Raw genomic sequence first — 26,592 nt, forward strand, 5'->3', positions numbered from 1 at the left:
ATTGTCTTAGCATTTGTTAACCTGATTCTCCTGCAGGGAATGCTTTTCATTATATGAGTTGTATATCGCATTTAAATATGGAACTGCCTCAGATGCCCACAAATATTCCGGCATATATTTCCCCGTATAGGCAGTAATGTACGTCCTGTTTTCTTTCATGAATTCATAGTAGTCACAGATAAACAGTTCTGTGTTGACTGAGTATACCCCGGGCCTGTGGACCAACAGTCCTTCACATCCATACTCCCTTAAAATCTGGCGCAGCCTGTACCCAATGACCCTTATATTATTTTTGGCTGTTCTTTCCGGTGTATTGCTGTATAAGATATACGCTATCTCGGAAAGAGGTACGCTGCCTCCTCTTTTGCTGACCAGGAGGGCCAATAGTTCCTTCGACTTTTTGCTGGAAAAATAGACTACCTGATTGTCAACGAACAGATCAAAACCGCTAAAGGTCTGTATGAAAATATGACTGTCTGCAGACATGACTGTCTTCCCTCCTCTCTTGTATCAAGCCTTCTGTTACCCGCTACTCCACGGTCACCGATTTTGCCAGGTTCCTTGGCTTATCCACGTCCAGTCCCTTAGAAAGGGATACATAATAGGCCAGAAGCTGAAGAGGGATGACAACCAGACTGGGATAAAAACATTCCAATGTCTTGGGAACGTATATGGTACAATCCGCCGTGTCCTCCATGCTGTAATTCCCGTAACTAGTAATCCCCAGGATATTTGCTCCCCTGCTTTTGACCTCCACCATGTTGCTGATTAATTTTTCAAACAGGCTGCCCTGTGTTGCAATACCGATGGTCCATATACCGTCCTCAATCAGGGAAATGGTCCCGTGCTTCAGTTCTCCGGCAGCATACGCCTCTGAGTGCATATAGGATATCTCCTTGAGTTTTAAGGAACCCTCCATGGAAGCCGCATAATCCAGGCCTCTGCCGATAAAGAATACATCATTGTTATGGGAAAACTTATTGGCAAACCATTGAATCCGCTCTTTTTCCTCCAGGATCCGGCTGATTTTATCAGGAAGGAGTAAAAGTTCCTCAATCATACCTTGATATGTCCCGTCATCCAGTTTTCCCCTTACCCGGCCAAAATAGATGGCCAGTACATAGACCGCTGCCAGCTGGGCGCTGTATGCCTTGGTTGTGGCCACCGCAATCTCAGGACCCGCCCATGTGTAAAACACATAATCCGCCTCCCTGGCAATGGAGCTTCCCACCACATTGACAATCCCCATGACCGGAAGTCCCTGGTTCCTGGCCTCCCTCAATGCCGCCAGGGTATCCGCCGTCTCCCCTGACTGGCTCACCACAATGGCAAGGGTGTGGTCCTCAAACACAGGATTCCTGTAGCGCAGTTCACTTGCTAGATCCACATCCACAGGTATCCGCGCCAACTGTTCGAAAATGTATTTTGCACTCATACACACATGATAGGCGGAACCGCATGCAACCATCTGGATTCTCTTTAAACCGCATATTTCCTCGTCCGTCATCTTTAACTCATCCAACACGATCTGTTTGTCTTTTATCCTTGGGCTCAGGGTGTCCCGTACTGCCTTTGGCTGTTCATGGATCTCCTTCAGCATGAAATGCTCAAACCCATTCTTCTCCGCTGCTTCCGTGTCCCAGTCTATACGGGAAAATTCCGGCTCCAGCTCATCCTGGTCAATGTTATATAACCGGATGCCATCCTTTGTTATACTGAGGATTTCCATATTTTTAACAAAACAGATATCCCTGGTATAATTAAGGATGGCCGGCACATCGGACGCTATGAAATTACCGCAGCCGGAACGTCCTGCAATCAATGGGCTGTCTTTGCGGACAGCGTATATCTCTCCCGGCCTGTCTTTAAACAGGATGCCAAGGGCATAGGATCCGCGGATCCGTACCATCATTTTGCTTATGGTCTCAATGGGATTCCCGTTATAATATTTATCCAGGAGATGGGCCAGTACCTCCGTGTCGGTCTGGGAAATGAATTCCACACCGCTTTTTTGCAGCTTATCTTTTATTTCCTGAAAATTTTCTATGATTCCATTATGTACTACCGCGACCCTCTTATTCCCTGCGCAGTGCGGATGGGAATTGGCCACCGATGGTTCCCCATGGGTGGCCCATCTAGTATGGCCGATACCACAGGTACCGGCCACTGCCCTTCCATTATCCGTCATTTCACACAGAACCTTTAAGCGGCCTTTTGCCTTAACCACTTCCAGTGTTCCTGTTCCATCCTCTTCCTTGCCCTCCGGCCTGCCCGCCACCGCGATTCCGGCTGAATCATAGCCTCTGTATTCAAGCCTTGCCAGGCCATCCAACAGGATGGGGGCAGCCTGCATATCTCCTGCATATCCTACAATCCCGCACATGCTACAATACCTCCTGATGGCCTTTGGATATGATGACCTCTATGATCCGGTCAACGAATTCCCGGCATCTGGCCGGTTCCGCTGCCTCCACCATCACCCGCATGACAGGCTCTGTCCCGCTTTCCCTTACAAGGATCCGGCCATCCTTTCCCAGAGCCGCTTCCACCTGATTAATAGCATCCTGTACATCCTTATCCTCCCTGGCTGCCTTCTTATCCTTTACCCGGATATTCTTAAGGACCTGCGGGTAGATATGCACCGGCTCTGCTAACTTGCTGAGAGGCTGCTTTTTCTCAAGGATGACCTCCATCATCTTGATGGCTGTGAGGATTCCGTCCCCCGTGGTTGCATATTTGCGGAAGATGATGTGACCGGATTGTTCGCCGCCAATACGGTAGCCGTTGGAGGCCATGTTTTCATATACGTATTTATCCCCCACCGCTGTTTTCTCATATTCAATTCCGGCCTCATCCAGGGCTTTGTACAGGCCGAAGTTGGACATGACCGTGGTGACAATCCTATTGCCCTGGAGTTTCCCCCGTTCCTTCATATAGCGGCCATATATGTAGAGGATAAGATCCCCATCCACTAAATTGCCCTTTTCATCCACACACAGGCACCGGTCCGCATCCCCATCAAACGCAAAACCCACATCCAATTTCTTTTCCTTGACAAACCGTATAAGTCCGTCCATGTGGGTGGAACCGCAGTCAGTATTGATATTCAGGCCGTCCGGTTCATTGTTAATCACATAGGTGGTTGCTCCTAGGGCGTCAAACACGCTTTTGGCAATCATCCAGGCGCTTCCGTTGGCACAGTCCAGGCCCACCCTCATATTCTCGTAGGAACGGGTTGCCAGGGAAATAAGGTAACCCGTATAGCGGTTCCTGCCTGCCGCATGGTCCACGGTACGCCCAATCTGTTCCCTGACTGCAAGCGGGATTTCACCTGAGATGCCATCGATGTAGGCTTCTATCTTCAGGATGGTATCCTCGTCCATTTTTTCTCCTTGGGCGTTAATCAATTTAATGCCATTATCATAGTAGGGATTGTGGCTGGCTGATATCATGACGCCGCAGTCAAAGCCTTCGGTGCGGGCCACATAGGAAACGCTGGGAGTTGTGGTCACATGAAGAAGATAGGCGTCCGCGCCGGATGCCGTAAGCCCGGCGGCCAGGGAATATTCAAACATGTATGAAGAACGCCGGGTGTCTTTTCCAATGACAACCCGGCATCTCTTATCTTTTTTATTTCTGCTGTAGTACCAGCCCAGGAACCGGCCGATTTTGTATGCGTGTTCTACTGTTAGTGTTTTGTTGGCTTCGCCGCGGAAGCCGTCGGTGCCGAAGTATTTTGCCATGATGTTTCTCCTTATTTAAGTGATATGGGACACAATCAAACACGAATCCAATTTTAATCGATAACGAATTGAGAGAATATACTAATACGAATTCCATTATATTTTATAGAGATTATTAATAAACTCAGTTAATCTTTATCATATTACTGCAATTTATGTTTATTTAAACATTCTTTTATCATATTTGCTATGACACACCCAATCATACAACCAATTCCATTATGAATCATGTCATCCCATTCAAACAATCCCCTACAAAAAATCAACTGGCTGGTTTCTATTATTGCTGAGGTCGTTACCCCTATTAGCATTCCTTTCCACCAGCTAATTCTATGGTTCAGTGTTGCAGGTAATAGTAATCCCATAGGAATCAGAAGTATACAGTTTAGAAAATTCTCCTTTAACAAATCCCGGTTACCATTTATAATCTCCTTCCAAGACCAAAAGAGTTCTAAATTGTACTTTCGCTCCGCAAGCATACGTGTAAATACTGTGGAACCGAAAACCACTCCTATAAATAGGAATAGTGCCAAGCCCGCCACAGCCTGTGACATTACAATGCGCTGTCTACAAAGCTGTCTACAAGTAAATATTGCTGCCAGAATGAATAAAGCTAAAAGGCAGATAATATCTTGAATAGTCCATGCCCCATTATGAGTAATAAAGACCTGATATAAATCCAAGCTTTAAAGCCTCGTTTCCTTTATATTTATTTGTTATAACTCATAGATTGTTTAGCAGAATCAAACCTTTAGTTCTTAGAACTGATTTTAATATTCGCATCACACCAATTCCCAAAATGTATCAGGGCGATTTGGCTCAAACTGCTCATTTGCCCACATTACTGTTATCAGGTTTTCTTTTTCAGATAGATTAATAATATTATGTGTATATCCTGGAAGAATATGAACTGCCTGGATTTTATCTCCAGATACCTTAAATTCATATATCTTATCTGTCCCTATCTTCCTCTCTTGAATCAATCCTTCACCAGAAATGACAATAAAAAACTCCCACTTGCTGTTATGCCAGTGCTGTCCTTTAGTAATACCTGGTTTACTGATATTCACCGAAAATTGACCACAGTTAGCTGTCCTTAAAAGTTCTGTAAATGAGCCTCTATCATCCTTATTCATCTTCAGGTCAAAGGCCACTTTATCCTTTGGCAGATAAGAGAGATACATGGAATAAAGCTTCTTCTCAAAACTACCAGGAGGGATTTCAGGCATAATAAACGTCTTTGGCTGATTACTAAATTCATGAAGGCATTTTACAATATATCCCAGAGTAACCTTATGCGTTACTGTCGCAAAGCAGTATCTTCCATTTTCGCATAAAATAGGCTCTACACCTTTATACTCGCAACGGTGTTCATTTCCTTCCAATGCATTAAACATTTCTTCTACCAAATCATCAATAAAAAGAATATCTAATTCAATACTGGGATCATTGACGGTAATTGGCATATCATTTGCTATATTATGACAGAACGTGCCAATCGCAGAATTATAGTTTGGCCGTATCCACTTACCTGCCAAATTCGGGAAACGATAAACCAGAACATGAGAACCGGTCTCCTTTTCATAGCGAAAGAATAGCTCCTCCCCATCCTTCTTTGAACGGCCATATTTACTATTACCAAAACGTCCTTCTAATGTTGCCTGTATACTGGATGCTAACATTACTGGGCATGTATTATGATGGATCTTAAGAGTATCTAATAACTCAGAAGCAAATCCGAAGTTACCAACCCTGAAATCTTCTGAATTATCTGGCCGGTTTACCCCAGCAAGGTTGAAAACAAAGTTGCATTCCCTGCAATATCTATTCAAATCCTCTGCTGTATTCCCACGGTCGTACTCATAAATATCCTCAATCTGTATCTTTGGCCTTGTTCTATTTTTTCCATCCCTTATATTCTTTAAGTTTTCTACCAAATTGCGGCCCACAAATCCTGCAGATCCCGTTACCAATATATTCATATTTGTTATCCTTCTATCATTTTATCTAAAATTTCAAATATCAAATTTCTTTTCTCCAAACCATTTTATTAATAACGCCTGTATAGGACTGAATAATTTTAATCACTTTGCACGAAACATTTTTTTCAATATAATCAGGCACAGGAGTACCATGGTCCCCGTTTTCATTCATTGTAACAGCGGTATGGATTGACTGCATCAATCCCTTCTCATCAATACCCGAAAGTATAAAACAAGCCTTATCCAATGCCTCAGGACGCTCTGTAGATGTGCGGATACAAACCGCTGGATACGGATGACCAATAGATGTAAAAAAACTGCTTTCCTCTGGTAAGGTACCCGAGTCTGAGACAACACAAAAAGCATTCATCTGAAGGCAGTTATAATCAAGGAATCCAAGTGGTTCATGTTGTATAACTCTTTTGTCAAGTATAAAACCCGATGATTCCAGACGCTTTCGAGATCTTGGATGGCATGAATATAAGATCGGCATATCATACCACTCAGCCATCTTATTAATAGCCGTAAATAGACTAATAAAGTTCTTTTCAGTATCAATATTCTCTTCTCTATGAGCAGAAAGAAGGATATATTTACTCTTTTTTAGACCTAGACGAGTATGGATATCGCTTATCATTATTTTTATGAGGTTATTGTTCAATACTTCTGCCATAGGGGAACCTGTAACATATGTCCTTTCCTTTGGCAAGCCACATTCAGCAAGATAGCGGCGTGCATGTTCACTGTATGCCATGTTCACATCGGAAATAATATCTACAATCCTGCGATTGGTCTCCTCTGGCAAGCACTCATCTTTACAACGATTTCCTGCCTCCATATGGAATATCGGAATATGCAGCCTCTTTGCACTTATAACAGATAAGCATGAGTTTGTATCACCAAGCACCAGAACGGCATCTGGTTTGATTTTTGTCATCAATCGATACGACTTAGTAATAATGTTACCACATGTTTCCCCTAAATCTGCACCAACTGCCTCAAGATAAACTTCCGGGGCAGAAAGTTCTAGTTCTTTAAAAAACACCCCATTGAGATTGTAATCATAATTTTGCCCTGTATGGGCAAGAATGGTATCAAAGTATAGGCGACACCTATTAATTATTGCAGAAAGGCGTATTATTTCAGGCCGTGTACCAACAATAATTAACAATTTTAATTTACCATTATCCTGCCATTTTACATCATCAAACATCTTTTTTACCTCAATAATTTATTTTCATGAAATCCAGTTCGTCTCTAATGTATTGCAGTGTCAAAAGCTTTTCCTTGACCTGTTCTACCGTTAAAAGGGTGGTATTGTTACTGGTGAATTCAGTTAGTGTATTGCGTTCTGCGTAACCTTCATTAAAGTATTTATCATAATTTAATCCTCTTTTATCACAGGGTACCCTATAAAAGTTCCCCATATCAACAGCTTGCGCACATTCTTCATTCGTAAGCAGTGTTTCATACATTTTTTCTCCATGACGAATACCTATGACCTTAATTTTTTCCTTATTGCCACCAAACTGTTCACAGACCGCCTCTGCCTGGACTTGGATGGTGCACGCAGGTGCTTTCTGTACAAGAATGTCTCCAGGGCTCCCATGCTCAAATGCAAATAAAACAAGATCAACCGCCTCATCCAGTGACATAATAAATCGTGTCATATTTCCATCAGTTATGGTAATTGGATTACCATTTTTAATCTGGTCAATCCACAATGGAATTACTGATCCGCGGGAACACAGCACGTTGCCGTATCTCGTACAGCAGATTTTCGTTTTTTCTGTAGTCCTTGCTTTTGCCACTGCAACACGCTCTTCCAGCGCCTTAGTAATACCCATGGCGTTGACAGGATACGCAGCTTTATCAGTAGACAGACAGATAACAGACTTGACTTCTTCCTCGATTGCTGCTGTCAGCACATGTTCAGTACCTATTACATTGGTATGGACAGCTTCCATTGGAAAAAATTCGCATGAAGGAACTTGTTTTAACGCAGCTGCATGAAAGATATAGTCCACGCCATGCATTGCACTTTTTACTGACTCAAGGTTTCTTACATCACCAATATAAAACTTAATCTTGTCTGCTACTTCCGGCATTTTTGCTTGATATTCATGACGCATATCATCCTGTTTCTTCTCATCTCTGGAGAAAATCCTTATTTCTCCTATATTAGTCCTTATAAATCGATTAAGGACCGCATTACCAAAGGATCCAGTTCCACCAGTTATCATTAGTGTTTTATCTTTAAACATGTTGTTTCTCCTTCTTATTTAAGTATTCCTCTATTCCTCTATCTATGTATAGCCCTAAATGTAAGTTCTCCCATAACGGTTATAGTAATATATTTTATAATATTTGAAAGTAAGGTTGCTATACAGAACCCTACAAGTCCATATGTAGGAATTAATAAAAAGCACAGCAATAGATATGTAAAGAGGTATAATATTTCTTTTACTATTTGGAAATAGGTAGGTGAAAATTTCAGAATTACTGTCTGAATCATATTACAGATAACAGCAACAACAGCTGCACCATTGGCAATAAACAAATACTCCCTAGCCATAGGATATATCTCGCTATATAGTAATCTTGTTATAAATGGTCCTATTAGAAAAATTAATATTGCAAAAAAAGCTGAAATGCCCAGTATCGATACATTAAATAATCTAAACTTTTTTTTACTCATTCTAAATGAATTTTGTGCAAAGTAGCCTAACAGAACACCGCCAATAGGCGTAAATACAATAGCCAAAGACTTTCCCATAAATGATGCAACCGTATATATTGATACCGCTTCAGAACCCAGGGTAGGATACAAAAAGATTCTGTCAAAGTAAGTCAGTGTATTTGAAAAAAATACGGATATTAATAGTATCATTGTTTTGTTTGCAGTTGTTTCAAAGTAACGGGTGACGATTAATTTTTCTTTCCAAATCGATGTTGAATATAGGACATATATCATGGCAAATACTTCAGAGGTCAAAAACATCAGAGCCCAATATCTTCCACCATAAAATAAACCTATTAGATATCCGATTGCACCAAATATATTACTAACTAATAACTTCTTAAAATTTAATATTAACCTATACTCAACCGTTATATACTGTCTTGCCGCTACAAAAAGTGAAATTAATCCTAATATCAAAGAAGTTCCAAAGGCGTATCCAAAGTAAAAAAATGAAATACCAATTATACTGAAAAAAGATAGAAATAGTACCACAATCAATAAAGGATTAAAGTCTCCTATTTCCCCCTTCTTAGCATAATCATTGTTCATAATTATTCTCGTATTATTCAGTGCCGTACCAAGACTACCCGCAATCGTATTAATGACTCCCATAACAGTAACAATTGTTCCATAATCACCAGATGTTAACTTTTTGGCAAGAAAAGGATATACAATTAACTGCATTGTTCCAGTAAGTATCACCGATGCCATAATATTATATATGAAATCTCTGGATACTGTTTTTATTTTTTCTCCGAACCGTTTTAAAATGTTCACGCAAATCTCTCCATATTAATTATCCACAACGTTCTATATCTGCAATATGATTTCCTGTGTTTTTCTATTCTTTTCAATATATAGATATATGGCAGAAAAAGGAAACCAAAGTGCTGTTTCAGCTAACCATGAACCACTAAATTGCAATCCAATAAAGCCACACAGAAACATTATAAAAAGCATTTGAAAATAAGAATGTTTATCCGCTAGTCTCATACCTTTACATACAATTCCCCCAAATTTATAAAGTGCAAATAATACACCAATCAAACCAAAATCAACCAATATATCCATAAACATATTATGAGAATAGTTACCTAATACGTATTCAACAGTACAGGTACCTCCACCTATAAAGTAATTATTCTTTGCATATTCATACGCTTCATAATAAAAATCAAGTCGTTCTGTTGAACTTCGGTCGGTAAAACCATTAAGAAAAAGACTCTCAATAGCTTGGAAGCCACTTGATATTGAGCTTGATTTTGAGGCATAAACAATGCCTGCAAAAGCGATGAATATCAATGCTGCCACCTCTGCAATTTTCATAAAGTCCATTGTCTTTATTTGAGTAAATACAAAGTAAATTAATATAACTCCTGAGAGAACAAAAGCACCACGCCCGGCACCAGCAAAAACGATATATAAGTCTAATACAACCAGTCCCCAGTTTATCCACTTCCAAAAAGTGTATTTTAACAATATCGGTAAACTTAAAGAACTATGATTAAAATTGAGAAACAATAAAAGAGCTATACAATAAGCGCCACTGTACGATAAAGTCTGCCGGCTAACTGCAAGATTAATAGCCAATTGTCCTTTATTCAAGCTAACTGCATAAAGCAAGACAATTGTATTAAAAAGACAGTATGGTTCAATCCATGATACAATTTTTTTAGCAACGTTCCTTCTGTTCCATGCAATTCCAAGCAATATTCCGGATAATACACGTGTGCCAAGCGTCAGAAATGCACTTTTTACTTTTGGTGGAAGTTCTCCTCCATGAAGTAATATTGTCATAATCAAACTTAATAACAAAAACACGAAAAACAGCAACAACTTATATTTTCTGCTTCTTGCAACTTTGGACTCAAAACCTCCCCATGATTTTAATAACTCATAAAACGAAAAACAAAGGGCAAAAATAGCAGTAGCTCTAACCATGGTGCTTTCATCTATATTAAATACAAACGCTAGTACCAGACCAAAGGAATAATTAAAAACTGAGATTAGAAACAATAAACCTTCCATGCTGCTTTCTCCTGTATGTAATATTATGATATGCTCCTTTTTGCAATATCACTGTATAGGAAATTCCCTTTTGCATCTTGAGCAGCTTGTTTCATCTTAGTATAAGTATCATTATCAAGTAATTTAGTGATAGAATCTGCTATTTCCTCAACTTGATTATTGTATAAAAACTCAACATTACCATTGAAATCGATATGCGTAGTACCTTCCCAATACTTTACAATCATTGGAATTCCCTGCCCGGCAACTTGCTCCCAAAACACAGAATGCCTCCCCGGAAACACTACTAAATCGGCAGCAGCAAAATATCCATATGATTCTTCTGATTTTACCCATCCTATATATTGAACCCTAGTTGAGCATCGCCCTTCCACTGCATCTTTTAATTCATCTGTTACTGAGCCGAATATAATTAACTTTACGTCATTTCTTTCTATTTTATTAACAGCATCCATTAATAAAAGAGTCTGCTGTTTCCATTGGTCAATCTTACCTCCACTAATGATTAAGAAGTCCTTTTCATCAATACCATGTGCTACACGAATACGTTTCGGAATATCTGTATTTACTGCCTGATTTACAAGTTCGTCATCTGCTCCCATAACCAATAACTCGACCTTTTCCTTTGGAAGCCCATATAAATCGACCATAAAATTGACTCTGGCCGGAAGAACACCGTAAAACTTTTTTACATATGGCACTAACTTTTTCGCAAAATATTTCCATATTATTTTGTGCTGTATATTTTTCGAAATCCAATTTGTTGCACTATTTGAAAAATCAGAATGATTATCTGCATAAATCATAGTGTTTGGATATTTCTCGACATATCTTATTACGGAATTAATATCTGCGAATTGTATGCCATGCATGAAAATGATATCTGGTCGAGCTTTCTCAATAGAACTAAAGGTCCCCTCATATACCCTGAAAACTTTGCCCAATTTAGTTGGTATCTTGTACGCCAGTCGTTGAACTGGAATATCAAATTCATTCATATACCTGGATGCATTATGTAAGTAACTTCTTTTTCCACAACTATCGAACGTCATTAGAGAGGCAATAATTTCCACATCATACCCCAATTTCTTATGATATTTGGGTAACAAATTTTCCTGATAAGAATAACCATCAATATAAAAGCAGGAGAGACAAAGATGCAGTATTTTCTTCATTGTTTACACCCCTTTATAAATAATTCCGGATTTGAAATATTCAATGCACACTTTGCCAACTGTTTATCACTGAGTTCCCACCAGTTACTGTTGTTAATCAGAATGCAAAGTTCATCATTAAAGCGTTTTCTAATGAACTTCGCTGGATTACCAGCCCAAATCTCATAAGCTCCAATATTTTTCGTCACAACACTTCCCATACCTATCACCGCACCATTTCCTACATTTACTCCTGCTTTTATCAATACATTCTCACCAATCCAAACGTCATTCCCAATTATTGTTTTCTGAAATGGCTCATATTCTATTTCAGCCAGATGTTTGCTAAAAACATTGTTTCCACTATAAAAAACCGGAGAGGTTGAAACCCATTCGGTTGGATGTGCCGGACCTCCAATTCTTACATTATTAGAAATAGAACAAAAACTGCCAATTTTTGTTTCTATAACCCATGCATCATAGCTGCAATATGAATAACGGCCAATATATGAATTTACAATATTACAACCAGTGTTTATAAATGCTGTTTTATCAATATAACTTCCTCTAACAGCCTTGCCACGCAATTTTAAAAGTACTTTTGCCCATATATAAGATAATTTCATTGTATACTTCACCTCTGTTTAATCGATTGTAAATGAAGATTCTCCATTCTTTTTCAAACCGAAAGCCGAAAACGCAAGCTTAGTACATTCTCCACTGTTTCTGGGAAAATGGAAAACACCATATTGCAGAATAAGAGGAAATACATCTTTCTTAATTTTAATAATTTCCGTAATATTATTTCCTTCCACTTTGAAAATACGTGCAAATCTATCCTTCTCATTTTCTCCCCCCTCTACTCCCGTGGAAATATATATTTTTCCATCCGATGTAGATGTTATACCGTGACATGGACCTGGTAAATCTGCAATAATTTCAAGTTGATAATCTGAACGTTTCATTCTAATAACATGATTCTGATCAGGCACACTACCTGCATCTGTTCCCCAGTATAAAAAATCCGGAGTAAATACAATTCCAATAGCTCTCCACAACTGTGATCCTTGTCCGACTATAGACCAATGATTGCCATAATCTTCACTCTTCATCAGCAGACACTCTTTATCTTTATCTCCTGTTCCCATCCACAAACATCGTTCATAACCATCCCATTGAATAAAATGGATATGCCGGATTTGATCCTTTTCAAAGCGGTATAGTTCCTTAAAACTTTTTCCATTATCGTAACTACAGTACAACGATGTTGGATGATCGTTTCCGAGATTAATTGTATATTCGCCAAAATATATGTAGCCATTATCAGATTCACATATTCCGAATTGGGCAGGTTTATTACCTCTAAAATCAGTAAAAATACTTATTGTTTTACCATCACAATCAACAATATATGTAGCCTTTTTTGTAGATACAAGGGTATTACCATTTTTTAATGGCATAATATGATGTATACCAACTCTTAATAGCTGGCTTGACAGTCTGTTAAATGCAAATATACCAGATTTCATAGTACCCACTTTAAACTTAGGAGTCAGCCGCTGTCCTGAATAATCCGTTTTCCAAAACTTCATTCCACTGGCAACCCATATCTCTTTATCATTTGCATACAGTACACGAACTTTTCCTATTTTACGTATATTTTCCATAAATCAGCCACCAATGATTGCCGCTAGAACTGGCAGTTTCCTTCCTATCTTTTCACAAAATCTATTGAACAATATGTGTATTATGACCGGTATGCACAAGCCAAATAAAAACATACATATTACTGTAATAATTGTATTAATTCCCAGAACACCAAAGATAATATCAATGGCCGTAGTAACAGGAAATGATAGCAAATATATACTCATTGTTTTGTCACCTAAATATGGTTCTTTATTCTCATAAAAGAATCTTTCCAAAAGTAGGGAAAGTGTGAATACCACAATACCACCAAAGCATAGATAAATAGTATCAACAAACAAATTGTCATGAAAATACAAGGTAATTACAAAACCTATCAATCCGCAGCCCAGCAATAATAATATGTATCTAATTTGTGTATAACTAAAATCAATGATTTGTTTGTTTATTAACATTCCTAGATAATAAAACATAAGATACTTTTTTACATCATTTAAGGCTAGTGTATTCGTCACATCAGGTAGACAGTGTATTAGGACAAACAATGCCATGAACGTATATCTTACCCATAATTTTTCGTACTTTGCTATTTTTTGCAGAATCGGTGACATAACACTAAGCCAAAATAATGTTGGCAAAAACCATAAATTCGCACTAACACCACTTCGAGGATTAGTAATCATATTCAAAAAAAACTTAACACTTAACTGTGTGTCAGCCTGCATATAATCATTGAGCAAGGCTTTTGGCAAATATAAAAGTATATTTATCACGATATAGGGTAGCAATAGTCTTAAGGCTCTTCTTTTTACATACTCCAGATAACTTTTTCGCTCCCAAAGGTTTGTAGATGACAGTGTACACAACATTCCGCTAATTCCCATAAATACAACTAGCGCTATATGATCCACCCTGATTTGGTATAAAATAAAATAAAATATTCTATACCAACCCTTACTCATTACAACGGAGGAGACATTATCAGGATTAGAATGCAATAAAAGAATAAGTAGTGCACTTATTATCTGCATTATGGATATATACGTATATTTCTTTTTTTTCTTATTCATAATTTCATCTCAATTCTTTTTTTTACTGATTTGTTTTAATTCTTTAATTATATTTTCTAAGTATATATCCAAAGTAAAGTGATTTATATAATAATTCCGAGCATTCTTTCCACAGTTTTCAAACGCTTTAGGATTACAAATATACATCTGCATACATTTTGCCAAACCAGATGCATCTCCAGAATCAACGCAAATTCCGGCTCCAGATTCTTTAATCACCTCTTTTGCCGCACCATTTATCGCACCAATAATTGGTTTACCAACTGTCATATATGTTTGTAGTTTTCCTGGCATTGTATTCCCCACCTGATTATCTCCTCTAAGGGTAAGAAGAAGTGCATCTGCTTTTTGATAAAAAGCAGGCATTTTCTCTTTTGAATGTTTTCCATAAAATACAAAAAAAGACTCAAGATGCTTTTGGGAAATTAAATCTTTCAAATAAGAAAGCCTTGAACCATCACCAACAATATGTACCTTAAAATCTTTTCGTAATTTCAAAAAATCAACTGCGGCAACAACTGTTTCCATATTTTGTGCATATCCAACATTACCGGCAAACAAAAAATCTGCAATACCATCCTCTTCTGAAGCAAAATCATATAACAGCATATCAGCATCTGCATGCTGTGGAATATATACAATTTTCTTCTCAACAACCAGATTCTCTTTCATTAGATATTCCATAAACGGTTTAGATGTTACCGCGATACAATCACAGTAATTATAAATTTTTCTTGAAATAACAGAAACCATCCTATACAATACCCCGTCCTTACTGATATGCGAAAGAATAGACTCTGGAAATATATCAAGACAGTATAAAAATATTTGTGTATGTGTTCTTCGTTTATAAACGATAGCCGGTAATGCCATGGTTATGGGAGAAAGCTGATAACAAAACACACAGTCGAATTGTCTTGATATACAGAGAGATTTTATAGAACCAAATATAGCAAACGAAATGAAATTAAGCATCAGCCCTACTTTCCCTCGACCCCGACCAAATTGAAAACACCTAATTACTTTCACACCATCTATTGTTTCACACCTTTTTCCAAATCTATATCCTTTATATATTTTTCCCTGTGGGTAGTTAGGAATACCTGTTAATATAGTTACGTCATGTCCTTTTTTCACAAGTGCCGGCGCAATATCATTTATTAAAAACTGTTCTGGATTATAATACTGGGATACAATCAATATCTTCATTTTCTTTTATTCATTTCCTTTTTATAATCAAGTAGACCATGAAGCGAAAAAACAAACCATGGTAAGGGATCACTTAAAGTAAATATCTGGTCTCTTGTGTTATAGCAACTAAACCACGATGGGGATGCTTTAAAACGATTAGGGGATTTTATAAACCACAGCAAATCAGATTGAGAACAACGTAGTCTGCAACCAGCCTCATAAGATTCATACTTCGTAACAGGCTCGCCAAATGCGAGTTCAAGCATTTGGAGAGCCTGATTTACACCAGCATCAAAGCATATCTTTACACTACCCGATACTCGGGGATTAATTTCCATTATCTTTGCCAAATTATCTCTTGGATCTTGTATCAAATCAATATCCGCAGCGCCATGCCAATGGATTGCCTTCAGCAATTGTGTGCAGCTTTTAACTATGTCAGGCCGATTCACGGTTATGTTTAGTGTACTTGAGCCTCCATCTATTGGAAACCATCTATTTTTACTAAATACCACTGATGTTTTTACATCATTGTTATCATCCATAAACATTGCGCATTCATATTGAATGTCAGTCTGTGGAATGAATTCCTGAAAAACATAAAGAGATAAGTCATCATTACCATCTTTAAAAAGTTCTACTAATTGATGCTTTGATTGAATAATTTTAAAACCAATCGCCCCATATCCTATACGTGGCTTTACTACTATAGGAAATCTGATGTGCGAATTAAGTACCTGATTTAAATCGGTTACTTCAGATAAAGTAAAGGGACAAGGAATATTTTCACGCATACAGACTTCCATTGTTTTAAGTTTATCACTAGCTATCCGAAATATATCCCAATCATTTGATGCTACTTTCGTATATTTCGATAAATAGGATTTATTTTTTGAAAGAATCGATGCAGAAAAATCTGTTGTTGGAACCACCAAATCATAAATTCCCGTTTCTATCAAAACCTTCAGTTGTTTCGTTGTTTCATCAATTCTTTCATTGTCACATACACCGAGTATTTTATTATTAATAAATCTAGAAGCATAAGATACATCTAATTTTGATCCACATAGCGCTGAAACATTACAACCCAAATTCCTGAAGGCACGAGATAATGGAAGGCTTTGTCTCGCCCGTCCTTCCGCAATCAAGATGCGCTTTCCATAAAAATTCATACCATATCATCCTCCGACTCAATGTATTCTATAATTTCATTAAGAATCTTTTCCTGCTTTTTATTCAAAATTGATGTGCACACACAGACAACTGTATACAAAATCATTTTAATATCCAGCCAAGGGGTCATATGCTTCACATACCAGGCGTCCAGTTCCAATCTAGTTGGAAGAACTTTCTCTTTATATTCAAGTTCATTATCAATCGTATCGCCATAGATATAATCGTATAGCGCAGATGGGCCCGTTAACCCGGACGTTACATTGGCGGATATCTCGTATTTACCCATTCTGACCGTCTTAACCTGATCAATTGATGCTGGACGTGGTCCTACAATACTCATATTGCCTAACAAAATGTTTATAAGCTGAGGTAATTCATCAATTTTACTATTTCTCATGAACCAACCAAAAGGAAAAATTCTGTCAACATCCGCTTTAAACCCATATTCATTTGCATTCGTTTCTATACGCATTGACCTAAATTTATACATCCTAAATTCTTTATTATGCCTACCAACTCTTCTAGCTATATAAAAAACAGGACCGTAATCTGAAAGTTCAATTCCAATAATAGCTATTAACCATATAGGAGAAGTGATTATGATTCCAATTACTGAACAAATAATATCAAACAGCCTCTTTGATAATAAATAAACTGTGCGCTTCACCTAGTTACTCCCTTTAATCTCTAAGAAATACAGTTTCAAAAGCTTCTGCGTAGTTACATCCTGCCTGTCCACCACGGTATGCGGCTAGACCTTGAATAGCCTCTATAGACCGAGGATGGGGATAACTCCTCATTACCCCTTCATATGCAGATAATGCACGCAATTTGATTTCTACCCCACTTTTACCAATCTCCACAAAAAGATTAGGCAAGAATCTATTGGCAGAAGTATTTAGTGACCACTCTGTTGACGAGGGCACTTCCATATAAACAAACTGTTTAAGTGATGGTACCCCCTCCTTACGTTGAAACAACCTCGATGCAGCCTGAGCCGCGTAACTTGTCATCACATGGTCATTATTAGTATCTGCAGGGTGATGGGTATATATTGAATCAGCCTCAAAGTCTTCAATGCACCTTTCAATGAACTGAACAAGATTTAAATGGGGTACAATATTCATCTGTATATTTGGGAAATCCGCGGTATAACATCTTGATACGCCAAGAATTTTCATAGCATTAGATTGGTCCTGGGTAAGTGTTGAAGAAATATTTGCCCGTGCAGCTACGTGATTCGCAAGTGTCGCAATCGCCACTTCATTCCCTTCTTCTACAAACTTGTGTATTGTTGCACCCGCTCCCAAAACTTCATCATCTGGATGTGCAACTACAAACAAATAATTCATTTTGCTCCTCCCTGTTTTTATATTAGAATTCTAATCCCTTTTGTACAAATCCCTTGTATAAACTTTATCAACTACATCTTGAATTTCATTATTATACCGATTTGCTATGATTACATCGCTTATTTTTTTAAACTCATCTAAATCTTTTATAATACGACTATTATAAAAATATTCTTCTTTTATTGTTGGTTCATAGATTACTATCCTTATCCCTTTAGCCTTAATTCTCTTCATTACGCCTTGGATAGAACTCTGTCTGAAGTTATCACTGCCAGATTTCATTGTCAATCTATATACTCCAACCGTTTTCGGATTTATTGAAAGAACCTGTTCGGCTATAAAATCCTTTCTGGTACTGTTAGAAGCAACGATTGCCGAGATTATATTCTGAGGCACATTATTGTAATTAGCAAGGAGTTGTTTTGTATCCTTTGGTAGACAATATCCACCATATCCGAAGGAAGGATTATTATAATGGTTACCAATGCGTGCATCAAGCCCAACGCCTTCAATAATTGATTTGGTATCCAGCCCCCTGACTGCTGCATATGTATCCAACTCATTAAAGAAAGAAACACGAAGCGCAAGATATGTGTTTGCAAAAAGCTTGACTGCCTCGGCTTCTGTTGGTTTCATGAATCTTATCTCAATCTCTTTTTTTTCTGCCCCTTCCCTAAGAAGGTTAACAAATTTTTCTGCGCCTTTCATCAGCCTTATATTTTCAGCTGGTACCCCTACAATAATACGAGATGGATATAAATTATCATAAAGGGCTCTTCCCTCACGGAGAAACTCTGGAGAAAACAAAATATTATCATAAGAATATCGTGTTCTCATCTCTTCTGTAAAACCTACCGGAACTGTAGACTTTATAATTATGATTGCTTTAGAGTTAACCCTAATGATTTGTTTTATAACTGATTCTACTGAAGAAGTATCAAAATAGTTTCTCTTCTCATCGTAGTTAGTTGGAGTTGATATAATAACGAGTTCTGAATCTTCATATGCTTTATCTCCATTGGTAGTTGCTGTAAGGTTTAAACTATTTGTTGAAAGGTATTTTTCTATATCAGGATCAACAATCGGGGACTTTCCAGTATTTATTAAGTCAACCTTGCTTTTTATAATGTCTACCGCTGTCACTTTGTTATGTTGTGATAATAATATCGCTAAAGAAAGCCCAACATATCCGGTACCTGCTACTGCTATATTCATACTTTATTACTCCTATTGTGACTAATCATATATTAAAAATCAGTATCTATTTTTATTGATTCGAAAAAATCCAGCTTGTTCAATACAGTTTCACATTCACTCTTTATATACAATTTCCAGTCCCATCTTTAGCATCAACTGTCTATCAAACATTTCAATTCTCATTATAGCCATCCGCTTATGACGATCAATATAAATGATATCTCCTTTAATTTTAGCTAAAGGGCCAGATGTAATAGCAACCTTATCTCCTATAATGACCCCTTTAGATATTTCAGATAAGTGCGATTCTCCCCCCATTTTCTTAAGAATCCCTTTTTCCTCTTCCTTTACAGGAATAAACTCCATACCATTCCTAAGTATCTTTACAAACTCAGGAATCTTTTTTAGTTGTAAAAATAGTTCTTCCACTTGTCCTGTTACCAAAAAAATATATCCTGGGAATAAAATATGTTGCTCCTTATGCCATTCTCCTCGATAGCGTTTTAAACGTTCACAATATGGAACAAAACAGTCAATCAATACAGTCCTATCAACAATTTTTTTTACTAACTGTAGGATTGCTTCTTCTCTACCGGTTCTTACCTGCACTACATACCAGTTGTCCATTCGCCTATCCTCCAACTTTTCTAGGACTTAATCGTGTTTCGCCCCACAAAGTATATATTATCCTATGGTTCGTTACTTTGTGCAAAAGGGTATGCTTCGCCCTTCCACAGACAGAACCAGAATTTTTACTTTTATCCAAAGTAATGTGAATCTGCCCGTAGACATACTTAATAATATAACAGGTATGACATCAGAATGCGGCAAAGCGACAATTCTGCCTTCATACCCTTTTCCTTACTTCACTCCCAGATTATACATTGCTATCTTCTTATGCAGTGCAAACCGTTCCGGATTCAAAGGTGTAACTGCGGAATCCCGGCTGACCGCTGCCTCTGCAGCTGCAATGTCTGAATCCATATTCTTATAATGGTATTCAGGTACCAGTTCATGCACAATCCATCTCACATTTGCTGTTTCACTAAGGGCAGCCTCCCCCAGCCGGTTTAACGCCCTTTCAAACCGGTCATAATCCATATCAATCGGCTTTCCAATGAATATCCTGTCATTGACCGTCTTTTGCAATCCTTCTTCATCCATGAGGAGTTCTTCATACAGTTTTTCTCCTGGACGCAATCCGGTAAAGCAGATATCTATATCTTTGTATGGCTCATAACCGGATAAACGGATCAGGTTCTCTGCCATGTCCAGAATCCTGACCGGATTGCCCATATTCAGCACAAATATTTCTCCGCCCTTTGCATAGGCGCCGGCCTGAATCACAAGACTTACTGCTTCCGGAATTGTCATAAAATAACGTATGATATCCTTGTGCGTAACTGTCACCGGGCCGCCGCTTTCAATCTGCTGCTTGAATAGCGGAATCACACTGCCATTGCTTCCTAACACATTGCCAAAGCGGACCGCAACAAATTCCGTACTGCTCTTCTGATTGCTCATCTGAACCACCATCTCACAAAGGCGCTTACTTGCCCCCATGATATTCGTTGGGTTCACTGCCTTATCCGTTGAGATGAGTATGAAACGTTTTGCCTTATATTTAATGGCGGCCCTGGCTGTTTTATAAGTGCCTAACACATTATTCTTGATTGCTTCATTGGGGCTGTCTTCCATCAGTGGCACATGCTTATGAGCCGCTGCATGGTAGACGATATCAGGCCTGTATGTACAGAAAAGATAATCAAGACGGTTCGTATTGCGCACAGAGCCTATCAGTACCACCAGATTCAGATGGGGATACTTACGTTTTAATTCCTGCTGGATTTCATAAGCATTATTTTCATATATGTCAAATATGATAAGCTGTTTTACCTTATGGCCTGCCAGCTGCCTGCACAGCTCACTGCCAATGGAACCGCCTCCACCGGTGACCAGCACTACTTTTCCCTTGACATAGCCCATGATTTCATCCAGATTAACATTTACCGGTTCCCTTCCCAGCAGGTCTTCTATCTCCACTTTCCGGAGTCTTGAAATCGTAACCTCGCCGTTCATGATCTGGTATACACCGGGAAGTATTTTGACCTGACACCCTGTTCCCTGGCAGATTTTCAGAATATCCTTTATATCCTCAGGAGAAGCAGTAGGAATGGCCACATAAATCTCATCAATTTGCATCTCCCTTACAATCCTTGCTATATCCTTTCGGTCACCAACAATGGATACTCCGTCAATGACCCGTCCCTGTTTATCCTTGTCATCGTCAATCAAGCAGACAGGATATCCATGGACCTTTTCACTGGCTTTCATTTCCCTAAGTATAAGCGTTCCCGCTTTTCCCGCACCGATTATCATCACCCGGGGCGGAATGCTTTTCTCAAGGAAGCGGTTTATCCTGTCCGTAATTTTCTGAAGCACCTGGAAACTGACCCGTCCACTCATGGCTGCCCCAGACATCAGAACAAACCACAGCACATAATAGCTCCTTGGCATCCGCGCATCAAATAACAAAATTCCTACGGATTGTGCCAAAGCAGCAACCAGGCAAGCCAGCAGGACCTGCATCATCTCCCGGACGCCCGAAACTCCCCACATGATGGCGTAAAGGTGCCCCGCATAAAATATAAGGGACACCACGGCCATCTGCAAAAGTCCGTACTTCCATACTTCCCTGGCATACTCAATGGGAATTGAGGATAGACTCAGGTCAAATCTTAAGCCCAGGGCCAGGCATGCGCAGATCCATACCATGACCATATCATAACCCCAGAGTATCCTCATCCTCACCTTTTTACTGTGGGGAAGGTATTTTTCTAATACAAGTTTGTTTTTACCTTTCACTTTCACATTCCCCTTTTGTGCCGTAATTCAGGGCGTCATCGTTTGTAGATTACAGAAAGCGTACCTGAGTTAGGAATATTAAACCAAATCATCTTGGACGCTGCATCAATCCTGCTTGGCTGTATTACGGTCCAGGTACCTGTCAGGTTATTATAAAAGAGTACCTGCACTTCCCCCAGTCCATCAACGAGATTCGGAACATATAACGGGACTTCCACCGGTCCTGCTTTTTCTGCATTGGTTTCCGCATCTTTAGTCACAATTGCATGGGTGCCTACCAACGCATTATAACCGGTTAAATCCACATCAGGGATTACCTGGTTCAGTGGCAGCCCGCTGTTTATACCATTAATGGCATTTACTACGGTCTCAGGAAGCCCTGATACAGCTCCGCCGCTTCCCTGTACAAACTCAAGTGCAGTATTTCCCACAACAGCCTGTCCCCTGCTGTTTGTTGTAACCGTTGTTTCCCCAACTGCCTGGCCAACGCCAATTCCAACCGCATTGGTTCCCTGACCTGAACCGGTTACGGTAGAACTTCCTGCTGAGGCGCCTCCACCTAACACACTATCTACCCTCTCCCCAATGTCATAATCACTATCTCCTCCACCAATTACCGGGCCTGTACCGGGACTGATAGCGGCAAAGGAAATCACTGCCTGTGATGCTGCAAGTGCAGCTATTAACGCAATTGTTGTAATCCCTTTTCTCATAATCTTTACCCTTCCTTTCTTGAATTAAATTGAATGTTTATAATAAGTATTGGTTTTCATACCTATTTTCCTTTATCCATGCCATCCGTTTCCTCTCTGTAAAACATATCCAGGATAATCGGCTGAATCTGCGGTTTATCAGGATGGTATTCGTCATAAATAGGGGTCTCCACTGCCTTTCCCGGTAGTGTCAGCATATCTGTCACTCCCAGTTCCTGGCCTCCTCCTAAAAAGGCTAGGGCCATGTCCATATACCTGTCTTTTGTCATGTCAGTCACCATATAAGGTTCCATCTCCTTTAACAGTCCGGACACAAAGCTGTCATCTGTTCCTGACTTTATCTTTGCAGCCTGAAGCAGCCCTTCTATATAAGACTTCTGGCGTTCCGCACGTCCCAATGCACTTTGGGCCTGTCCGGTATCCCTGTAACGGATATACGCCTCTGCCTGCGTGCCTTTAAGCGTGACTGTCTTTCCGTAAATGAATTCAGGATCCACCCGTTCCATCCCCTGTTCCTCCACGGTAACGGTAACGCCTCCCACCCCATCATTCATGATTGGAAGGGCAGACATGCTGATTGCCATGTACCCGTCAATCGCCAGTCCTCCTAACAGATTGCTCACAGCCTCCTTCATATACCGGCAGCTTTTATCCCTGCCATCTCCATAGGCATAACCTAATGCAAGGTGCTGTATATCCTTGCCCAGGACATTGCCGCTTAAATCAGTCAGGGTTATCTCCGTCATGGTATCCCTTGGTATCATCAGGATTTTAATCTTATCCCTGGCTATATCCTGGGCAACAAGGAAGATTGCATCTGCCTGGCCTCCGGACCCGGCAACCATGGTTTCCTCCAGACTTCCAAGCCTGTCTATTCCCATGCACAGGATTGCCTTGACATAGGTATTGCGGCGGAAAATCTTACCCTGATACTCTATTCTATCTATCTTACTTTCTTCCCCATCAAAGTCCTGTTCCTGATGCCACTGCAGGACATCTTCTGCCAATGCTCTTTTTTCCAAATACAGCTGGCCTGTCCGGTAAAGAAAAAATGCAGTAAGAACCGATGCCAATGCCAAGACTGCAGCCATCCTTTTTTTACAGTTTTGGAACCGAATGTTTTTTCTCCGTCTCATATTGTCCTTTATCTATTGTTTTCCACAGCCTGATTTTCACCCCCCCCCCCATCGTATTTACCATAATATTTCCTATAATATTTTTTATAATATCCATTTTCGTAGTCCATCCCCACCCGGTTCAGGACCGCTCCTAGAATACGGCATCCGCTCTTTTCCAATTGTGCCTTCACTTTCTGGGCCAGATGGTAACTGATTGTACCGCTTTCGATTACAATGACCGCTCCATCACATTGACCGGCAATAATGGCTCCATCAATAAGATTTGCCATGGGCGGCGTATCTATGATGATATAATCATATTTCTCCTTGGCTTTTTCCAATAATTCATTGAATAATGGGTCTTCCAAAAGTTCTGCCGGATTGGGGGAATATGGACCAGCCAGAATCATGTCGAAATTCTCCACATCAGTGGCATAACAGATATCATCCATTGTCTTCTGGCCGCTGAGATATTGGGACAGCCCGCTGGGGTTACCTTTAATTTCATATCTTTTTATGAATACAGATTTACGTATGTCCGCGTCTATCAGTAAAACCTTTTTTCCTATACTTCCAAAGGATGCTCCGACAGAAAAAGTGATTTCACTTTTTCCTTCATTGGGCAATGAACTTGTAAACATGATTGTTTTCAGGCTGCTTCCACAAAACTGTAAATTAGTCCTCAGTGTCTTGATGGACTCTTCAAAATGATAGTCCTTCTCACCTGTATTCTGCAGATTCAAAATTTGTTCCACGTCTTACTTCTCCTCTCAGCCTTTTTTTGCCTGGTTTTTCCGTTTTTTCCTGCTTCTCCTGCCTTCACTGCCCTTTGCCGGGTCATCCTTTTCCTCGCTGTTATTCTCCGGAATAACGGCCAGTACGCTGATGCCAAGATAACGGGATACATCTTCCTCTGAACGGATGGTGTCATTCATGATGACCTGAAGCGCAATAAATCCACATGCCGCCACGGATAAAGCAAGACCTCCCAAAGCAGCGTTCTTCTTTATGTTAGGGGAGGTGGGGTTGTCAGGCACGACACCATTTTCTATGATTTTTGGCGGTATCATTTCCATGATATCCCCAATATAGTCTGAGGATGCCTTTGCTACTGCATCCACAATGGCTTTTGCCCTGACCGGATCAGTATCTGACACAGACATGTTAAGAATTCTGGTATCGGCAGGATTTGAGATGCGGATCATACTTTTTAACTGGTTATAGGATAAACTCAGTTTCTGTTTTTCGATTACTTCCTCCAGCACGGGCCTGCTGGTAATCATTACACTGTAATCCTTTGTCAGCTGGCTTCCTATCTGCAGGTCAGCCAGGGAAGTGAGTGTTGTTTCCTTTGACAGCACATACACCATGGAAGTGGATGTATAAACCGGACTTAAAATTATTTTGCTGTATATCCCCGCCCCAAGACACCCTATCACTGCTGCCAAAATAATCATCCATAGTTTTTTTCTTAAAGCAAACAGCAGCTCAACCACATCAATCTCAATTGCATCTTCATTTCTTTCTTCATACATTTTGTTTTCCATTACAGTTACCTTTTCCATACTTTTTCTTTTGCTATAACATTCTGTCCTGCAGGATGAACCCTGGATTCGTCCTGGTAATCCGGTCAGATGTCCTTACCCCCATATTGTGTTCAACCCACGAAACCGCTGTCTGGATGTCCGGGGAACGGTCCGATGAATTATGCATATCCGTGGCAATAAAATGAATCGTTCCTTTTTTTAAGTTTTTTTTGCACCAGCGGGCCTTTTTATCCATCCATCCCCCATTCAGGCTCCGGGAGTTTATCTGAAGGTACGCCCCATATTCAACTAGCTCCTGTGCGCGCTCCTGTTCAAAAAGGCATCTATAACGCTCCACATGCGCAATTACCGGGAAATAGGATGCCTGAATCAGCTGGCGCACAGCCCTCTTCATTCTGCCAAGACTATCCGACGGTTCAAACTCCACCAACACATACCTGCTGCCAGCCAATGTAAGGGCCCTTCCCTGATTCAGATATTCAATGAGATTTTCAAAATACTTTATTTCCTGTCCAAGGCTGACACCAAAGCCGTCTGCTATGGCTTTCGCATGGTAATCCAGACAGATGCATGACTCCTGAAGCAGCCCTGTGTCCTGATTGCATGTAAAATGCGGCGTGGCTATAATGTGCCGGATTCCCTGCCCGTATGCCAGTTTTAATAATGTTATGGCTTCATCCCAATCATGGGCTCCGTCATCCACTCCTGGTAATATATGTGCATGTATATCAATCCAGCCTTTGCTAGGAAACTTCGTATTCATCAATACCTCTTCCATGCGCCTATAAAGAGTTCAGATAACAGCTATTGTTACAGTTCTTTTTCAAACCTGGCTGCCCTCTGAAATCCTTTATATTTATGCATACCACAGAATAACTATTCTGTGGTACATTCCTAACGGTTTTAGTCATAAATTTCATTACGAAAATAGATTGTTTTAATATTCTGATACAAACAACAAAATAACATCCATGCCAAAAAGGCCGGTTAGACATTATTTTGCTCCCGGCCTTCTTGTGGTATGGAAAAAATAGCTATATGTATATTGACGCCACCGACATTTTGG

The 26,592-nt window shown here is 39.6% G+C and carries 25 protein-coding genes; all 25 read right to left on the bottom strand.

Going from position 1 to position 26,592, the window contains the following annotated elements; genetic code table 11:
* Nucleotides 1-6: 6 nt before the first annotated feature.
* Nucleotides 7-486, bottom strand: coding sequence for an AfsR/SARP family transcriptional regulator (locus LK536_RS44645; protein WP_008718940.1), 480 nt, complete (start codon nt 484-486; stop codon nt 7-9).
* 43 nt (nt 487-529) lie between these two features.
* Nucleotides 530-2,383: a glutamine--fructose-6-phosphate transaminase (isomerizing) gene (gene glmS, locus LK536_RS44650; RefSeq protein ID WP_008718941.1), complete on the bottom strand. Its 1,854-nt coding sequence runs from the start codon at nt 2,381-2,383 to the stop codon at nt 530-532.
* Between the two features lies 1 nt (nt 2,384).
* Complete coding sequence (gene glmM / locus LK536_RS44655; protein WP_227796252.1) at nt 2,385-3,743, bottom strand: phosphoglucosamine mutase; 1,359 nt, start codon at nt 3,741-3,743, stop codon at nt 2,385-2,387.
* A gap of 143 nt (nt 3,744-3,886) precedes the next feature.
* The gene (locus LK536_RS44660; RefSeq protein ID WP_227796251.1) at nt 3,887-4,426 is read right to left on the bottom strand and encodes a VanZ family protein; all 540 of its coding nucleotides are present in this window, start codon (nt 4,424-4,426) and stop codon (nt 3,887-3,889) included.
* 99 nt (nt 4,427-4,525) lie between these two features.
* A complete protein-coding gene (locus LK536_RS44665; RefSeq protein WP_227796250.1) occupies nt 4,526-5,725 on the bottom strand; it encodes a polysaccharide biosynthesis C-terminal domain-containing protein in 1,200 nt (399 codons plus the stop codon).
* Nucleotides 5,726-5,765: 40 nt separating this feature from the next.
* On the bottom strand, nt 5,766-6,938 hold the full coding sequence (gene wecB / locus LK536_RS44670; protein ID WP_235712171.1) for a non-hydrolyzing UDP-N-acetylglucosamine 2-epimerase: 1,173 nt from the start codon (nt 6,936-6,938) through the stop codon (nt 5,766-5,768).
* Nucleotides 6,939-6,948: 10 nt separating this feature from the next.
* Nucleotides 6,949-7,989 (bottom strand): polysaccharide biosynthesis protein, encoded by a 1,041-nt coding sequence (locus LK536_RS44675; RefSeq protein WP_227796249.1) that lies wholly within the window; start codon nt 7,987-7,989, stop codon nt 6,949-6,951.
* Nucleotides 7,990-8,027: 38 nt separating this feature from the next.
* A complete protein-coding gene (locus LK536_RS44680; RefSeq protein WP_227796248.1) occupies nt 8,028-9,245 on the bottom strand; it encodes a lipopolysaccharide biosynthesis protein in 1,218 nt (405 codons plus the stop codon).
* Nucleotides 9,246-9,278: 33 nt separating this feature from the next.
* On the bottom strand, nt 9,279-10,496 hold the full coding sequence (locus tag LK536_RS44685) for an O-antigen ligase family protein (protein WP_227796247.1): 1,218 nt from the start codon (nt 10,494-10,496) through the stop codon (nt 9,279-9,281).
* Nucleotides 10,497-10,519: 23 nt separating this feature from the next.
* Nucleotides 10,520-11,671: a glycosyltransferase family 4 protein gene (locus LK536_RS44690; RefSeq protein ID WP_227796246.1), complete on the bottom strand. Its 1,152-nt coding sequence runs from the start codon at nt 11,669-11,671 to the stop codon at nt 10,520-10,522.
* Nucleotides 11,668-12,276, bottom strand: coding sequence for a CatB-related O-acetyltransferase (locus LK536_RS44695; RefSeq protein ID WP_227796245.1), 609 nt, complete (start codon nt 12,274-12,276; stop codon nt 11,668-11,670). Before LK536_RS44695 ends, LK536_RS44690 begins: the two co-directional genes overlap by 4 nt.
* A gap of 18 nt (nt 12,277-12,294) precedes the next feature.
* Nucleotides 12,295-13,317, bottom strand: coding sequence for a beta propeller repeat protein (locus tag LK536_RS44700; protein WP_227796244.1), 1,023 nt, complete (start codon nt 13,315-13,317; stop codon nt 12,295-12,297).
* Nucleotides 13,318-13,320: 3 nt separating this feature from the next.
* Nucleotides 13,321-14,367 (bottom strand): acyltransferase family protein, encoded by a 1,047-nt coding sequence (locus LK536_RS44705; RefSeq protein ID WP_227796243.1) that lies wholly within the window; start codon nt 14,365-14,367, stop codon nt 13,321-13,323.
* Nucleotides 14,368-14,376: 9 nt separating this feature from the next.
* Nucleotides 14,377-15,576, bottom strand: coding sequence for a glycosyltransferase family 4 protein (locus LK536_RS44710; protein ID WP_227796242.1), 1,200 nt, complete (start codon nt 15,574-15,576; stop codon nt 14,377-14,379).
* Nucleotides 15,573-16,730, bottom strand: a complete 1,158-nt coding sequence (locus tag LK536_RS44715; protein WP_227796241.1) for a carboxylate--amine ligase — start codon at nt 16,728-16,730, stop codon at nt 15,573-15,575. The genes LK536_RS44710 and LK536_RS44715 overlap by 4 nt, the downstream gene beginning before the upstream one ends.
* Nucleotides 16,727-17,401 (bottom strand): sugar transferase, encoded by a 675-nt coding sequence (locus tag LK536_RS44720; RefSeq protein WP_227796240.1) that lies wholly within the window; start codon nt 17,399-17,401, stop codon nt 16,727-16,729. Before LK536_RS44720 ends, LK536_RS44715 begins: the two co-directional genes overlap by 4 nt.
* Nucleotides 17,402-17,414: 13 nt before the next feature.
* Nucleotides 17,415-18,086: a PIG-L deacetylase family protein gene (locus tag LK536_RS44725; protein WP_227796239.1), complete on the bottom strand. Its 672-nt coding sequence runs from the start codon at nt 18,084-18,086 to the stop codon at nt 17,415-17,417.
* Nucleotides 18,087-18,116: 30 nt separating this feature from the next.
* Nucleotides 18,117-19,301, bottom strand: a complete 1,185-nt coding sequence (locus LK536_RS44730; protein WP_227796238.1) for a nucleotide sugar dehydrogenase — start codon at nt 19,299-19,301, stop codon at nt 18,117-18,119.
* A 96-nt stretch (nt 19,302-19,397) separates the two neighbouring features.
* Nucleotides 19,398-19,910, bottom strand: a complete 513-nt coding sequence (gene loaP, locus LK536_RS44735; RefSeq protein ID WP_227796237.1) for an antiterminator LoaP — start codon at nt 19,908-19,910, stop codon at nt 19,398-19,400.
* Nucleotides 19,911-20,144: 234 nt separating this feature from the next.
* Nucleotides 20,145-22,088 carry a polysaccharide biosynthesis protein gene (locus LK536_RS44740; protein WP_420315230.1) on the bottom strand — a complete coding sequence of 648 codons (1,944 nt, stop codon included), beginning with the start codon at nt 22,086-22,088 and terminating at the stop codon, nt 20,145-20,147.
* Nucleotides 22,089-22,183: 95 nt separating this feature from the next.
* Entirely contained in the window at nt 22,184-22,861 is a 678-nt protein-coding gene (locus tag LK536_RS44745; RefSeq protein ID WP_227796236.1) for a hypothetical protein, read from the bottom strand.
* Between the two features lie 62 nt (nt 22,862-22,923).
* Nucleotides 22,924-23,883: an LCP family glycopolymer transferase gene (locus LK536_RS44750; protein WP_506092163.1), complete on the bottom strand. Its 960-nt coding sequence runs from the start codon at nt 23,881-23,883 to the stop codon at nt 22,924-22,926.
* Nucleotides 23,884-24,005: 122 nt separating this feature from the next.
* Nucleotides 24,006-24,734, bottom strand: a complete 729-nt coding sequence (locus LK536_RS44755) for a CpsD/CapB family tyrosine-protein kinase (RefSeq protein ID WP_130789692.1) — start codon at nt 24,732-24,734, stop codon at nt 24,006-24,008.
* 15 nt (nt 24,735-24,749) lie between these two features.
* The gene (locus LK536_RS44760; protein WP_331472189.1) at nt 24,750-25,514 is read right to left on the bottom strand and encodes a YveK family protein; all 765 of its coding nucleotides are present in this window, start codon (nt 25,512-25,514) and stop codon (nt 24,750-24,752) included.
* Between the two features lie 43 nt (nt 25,515-25,557).
* The gene (locus LK536_RS44765; RefSeq protein WP_227796233.1) at nt 25,558-26,289 is read right to left on the bottom strand and encodes a CpsB/CapC family capsule biosynthesis tyrosine phosphatase; all 732 of its coding nucleotides are present in this window, start codon (nt 26,287-26,289) and stop codon (nt 25,558-25,560) included.
* Between the last annotated feature and the right edge of the window lie 303 nt (nt 26,290-26,592).

The sequence above is a fragment of the Clostridium pacaense genome (assembly GCF_020709765.2).
In the GTDB taxonomy this organism is placed as follows: Bacteria; Bacillota; Clostridia; order Lachnospirales; family Lachnospiraceae; genus Enterocloster; species Enterocloster hominis.

Coding starts and splice junctions, on each gene's coding strand:
- LK536_RS44710 (WP_227796242.1), bottom strand. CDS start 15,576: ATGAAGATATTGATTGTATCCCAGTATTATAATCCAGAACAGTTTTTA.
- glmM (WP_227796252.1), bottom strand. CDS start 3,743: ATGGCAAAATACTTCGGCACCGACGGCTTCCGCGGCGAAGCCAACAAA.
- LK536_RS44730 (WP_227796238.1), bottom strand. CDS start 19,301: ATGAATATAGCAGTAGCAGGTACCGGATATGTTGGGCTTTCTTTAGCG.
- LK536_RS44645 (WP_008718940.1), bottom strand. CDS start 486: ATGTCTGCAGACAGTCATATTTTCATACAGACCTTTAGCGGTTTTGAT.
- loaP (WP_227796237.1), bottom strand. CDS start 19,910: ATGGACAACTGGTATGTAGTGCAGGTAAGAACCGGTAGAGAAGAAGCA.
- LK536_RS44745 (WP_227796236.1), bottom strand. CDS start 22,861: ATGAGAAAAGGGATTACAACAATTGCGTTAATAGCTGCACTTGCAGCA.
- LK536_RS44715 (WP_227796241.1), bottom strand. CDS start 16,730: ATGAATTTTTATGGAAAGCGCATCTTGATTGCGGAAGGACGGGCGAGA.
- LK536_RS44675 (WP_227796249.1), bottom strand. CDS start 7,989: ATGTTTAAAGATAAAACACTAATGATAACTGGTGGAACTGGATCCTTT.
- LK536_RS44690 (WP_227796246.1), bottom strand. CDS start 11,671: ATGAAGAAAATACTGCATCTTTGTCTCTCCTGCTTTTATATTGATGGT.
- LK536_RS44695 (WP_227796245.1), bottom strand. CDS start 12,276: ATGAAATTATCTTATATATGGGCAAAAGTACTTTTAAAATTGCGTGGC.
- LK536_RS44740 (WP_420315230.1), bottom strand. CDS start 22,088: ATGAGGATACTCTGGGGTTATGATATGGTCATGGTATGGATCTGCGCA.
- LK536_RS44760 (WP_331472189.1), bottom strand. CDS start 25,514: ATGTATGAAGAAAGAAATGAAGATGCAATTGAGATTGATGTGGTTGAG.
- LK536_RS44705 (WP_227796243.1), bottom strand. CDS start 14,367: ATGAATAAGAAAAAAAAGAAATATACGTATATATCCATAATGCAGATA.
- LK536_RS44700 (WP_227796244.1), bottom strand. CDS start 13,317: ATGGAAAATATACGTAAAATAGGAAAAGTTCGTGTACTGTATGCAAAT.
- LK536_RS44685 (WP_227796247.1), bottom strand. CDS start 10,496: ATGGAAGGTTTATTGTTTCTAATCTCAGTTTTTAATTATTCCTTTGGT.
- LK536_RS44765 (WP_227796233.1), bottom strand. CDS start 26,289: ATGAATACGAAGTTTCCTAGCAAAGGCTGGATTGATATACATGCACAT.
- LK536_RS44725 (WP_227796239.1), bottom strand. CDS start 18,086: ATGAATTATTTGTTTGTAGTTGCACATCCAGATGATGAAGTTTTGGGA.
- glmS (WP_008718941.1), bottom strand. CDS start 2,383: ATGTGCGGGATTGTAGGATATGCAGGAGATATGCAGGCTGCCCCCATC.
- wecB (WP_235712171.1), bottom strand. CDS start 6,938: ATGTTTGATGATGTAAAATGGCAGGATAATGGTAAATTAAAATTGTTA.
- LK536_RS44665 (WP_227796250.1), bottom strand. CDS start 5,725: ATGAATATATTGGTAACGGGATCTGCAGGATTTGTGGGCCGCAATTTG.